Origin of the sequence: Streptomyces niveiscabiei (assembly GCF_033794345.1) — a bacterium.
GTDB classification, from domain to species: domain Bacteria; phylum Actinomycetota; class Actinomycetes; order Streptomycetales; family Streptomycetaceae; genus Streptomyces; species Streptomyces niveiscabiei.
In genome coordinates this window covers 1-1,958 of the sequence record NZ_JARAYJ010000100.1, presented here as the reverse complement: position 1 = coordinate 1,958, position 1,958 = coordinate 1, and the positions used below count along the sequence as shown (strand labels likewise).

General features: G+C 69.8%; 2 pseudogenes and 1 CRISPR repeat array. Of the pseudogenes, one reads left to right on the top strand and one right to left on the bottom strand.

The features are described 5' to 3' along the window. A pseudogene (locus tag PV682_RS43990) lies at window positions 1-174 on the top strand (type I-E CRISPR-associated endoribonuclease Cas2e); the annotation flags it as partial. Window positions 175-278: 104 nt separating this feature from the next. After that, a CRISPR array of direct repeats spans window positions 279-1,590; the repeat unit is 29 nt; unit sequence GTGGTCCCCGCGCACGCGGGGTTGTTCCC. Between the two features lie 131 nt (window positions 1,591-1,721). Here PV682_RS43990 and PV682_RS43985 read toward each other — a convergent pair. Next, a pseudogene (locus tag PV682_RS43985) lies at window positions 1,722-1,958 on the bottom strand (helix-turn-helix domain-containing protein); the annotation flags it as partial.

Sequence of the window (1,958 nt, the reverse complement as noted above, 5' to 3'; positions counted from 1 at the left end):
CCGACAACGAACAGGGCTTCACCTTCGCCACCCACGAACACGCCTGGCACCCCACCGACCACGAGGGCCTCACCCTCCTCCACCGCCCCACCCAACACCAACCCCACCCCTCCTGACCCACCACGCCAGGGCTGGAGCAAGGCGGCCAAGAGACGAAACTTCGGGAACCGGTAAAGGAAATCCACCCCTCAACCCACCACCCGAGAGGCGATATGTCCGTTTCTCGAGAAGTAAGCAAAATCCGCCTCTGCCTCAGATAAAACCCCAGGTCGCGGACCGTGGTCCCCGCGCACGCGGGGTTGTTCCCAGGTTTTCCGCGTGTGGGGCGAGTTCCCGCAGGGTGGTCCCCGCGCACGCGGGGTTGTTCCACCACACCCCCCTCGCCCCGAGCGGACCGCTCGCGTGGTCCCCGCGCACGCGGGGTTGTTCCCACCTGAGTTTCCGGCCCCTCCGATCAGCAGACGTGGTCCCCGCGCACGCGGGGTTGTTCCCTCCTGCTCCGGCGTGAACGTACGGCCTAGCAGGTGGTCCCCGCGCACGCGGGGTTGTTCCCCCGGTCGGCCGCCTCCCAGCACGCGTCCTCGAGTGGTCCCCGCGCACGCGGGGTTGTTCCCACTCCGCCTCGGGCGTGAGGTCAACGTTCATAGTGGTCCCCGCGCACGCGGGGTTGTTCCCGGTCGCGCCACCTGGTCCTACGGGGCGCCGATGTGGTCCCCGCGCACGCGGGGTTGTTCCCCGCCCCGGCGCGCCGCAGGCGCGCCCTTGAGCGTGGTCCCCGCGCACGCGGGGTTGTTCCCCGTTCCGACGGTACGTCGGAACGGTTCGGGGAGTGGTCCCCGCGCACGCGGGGTTGTTCCCACATGCCGCCGCCGGTTCGTGTCGCCCTTCTCGTGGTCCCCGCGCACGCGGGGTTGTTCCCGGTCGCGAGACGTGGAAGGGCAAGGCCGAGGAGTGGTCCCCGCGCACGCGGGATTGTTTCCCCCCTCACGGCCGGGACCGTGCTCGTACGGTCGTGGTCCCCGCGCACGCGGGGTTGTTCCCACCTCGCTCGACCTGCGGCATCGACTGCCCGGGTGGTCCCCGCGCACGCGGGGTTGTTCCCTCGCGGGCCCCTGGGCCTGGTTGTTGGTGTCGGTGATCCCCGCGCACGCGGGGTTGTTCCCGACTGGGAGGTCCGGATCGACGAGTATCCGGGGTGGTCCCCGCGCACGCAGGGTTGTTCCCGAGTCGTCCCCGTCTCCGTCAGGGTCGGTGCGGTGGTTCCCGCGCACGCGGGGTTGTTCCCGGGGGAGCGCCGCGCCCGGCCGGGAAGGGCGGGTGGTCCCCGCGCACGCGGGGTTGTTCCCTGCCCCTGACCTGCGAGGTTGTGGGTTGAGGGGTGGTCTCCGCGCACGCGGGGTTGTTCCCCGCACCGTCGCTCCGCCCTGGCCGAAGTCCTGGTGGTCCCCGCGCACGCGGGGTTGTTCCCTTGAGGTGGTCGTCGCGGCGCACGGTGTACTGGTGGTCCCCGCGCACGCAGGGTTGTTCCCCGTGCAGCAAGTACGGCGCCGCGTACCGCCGGGTGGTCCCCGTGCACGCGGGGTTGTTCCCTCGCTGATCGCGTACGTGCGGGTCCCCGGCTCGTGGTCCCCGTGCCTGCGGCGATGTTGCAAGGGGTCAGAACCTGAGGGGAATCAGGCTCAAACCCTCTACGTCAGGCCACAAAGCAGTCGAAGCACGACTCACTCCAAAGGCGCCAGTTCCGCTGGTGTCAGCGCCACCAGTCGGCAGGTCGGCAACTCCAGCGGCTCCAGCACAAGAATCCGCACGGTGAATTCCTTACCCCCGTACCGAGGCAGGTGAAAGCGCCGGGGCAAGCCGGATACCGGGTACGTCACGGTCGGCAGGTCGGCGTCGTTCCACATTCTGCGGGCGGTCGGATCGAGCCGCACCTTCTCGATGATTTCCTGAAGCCGTTC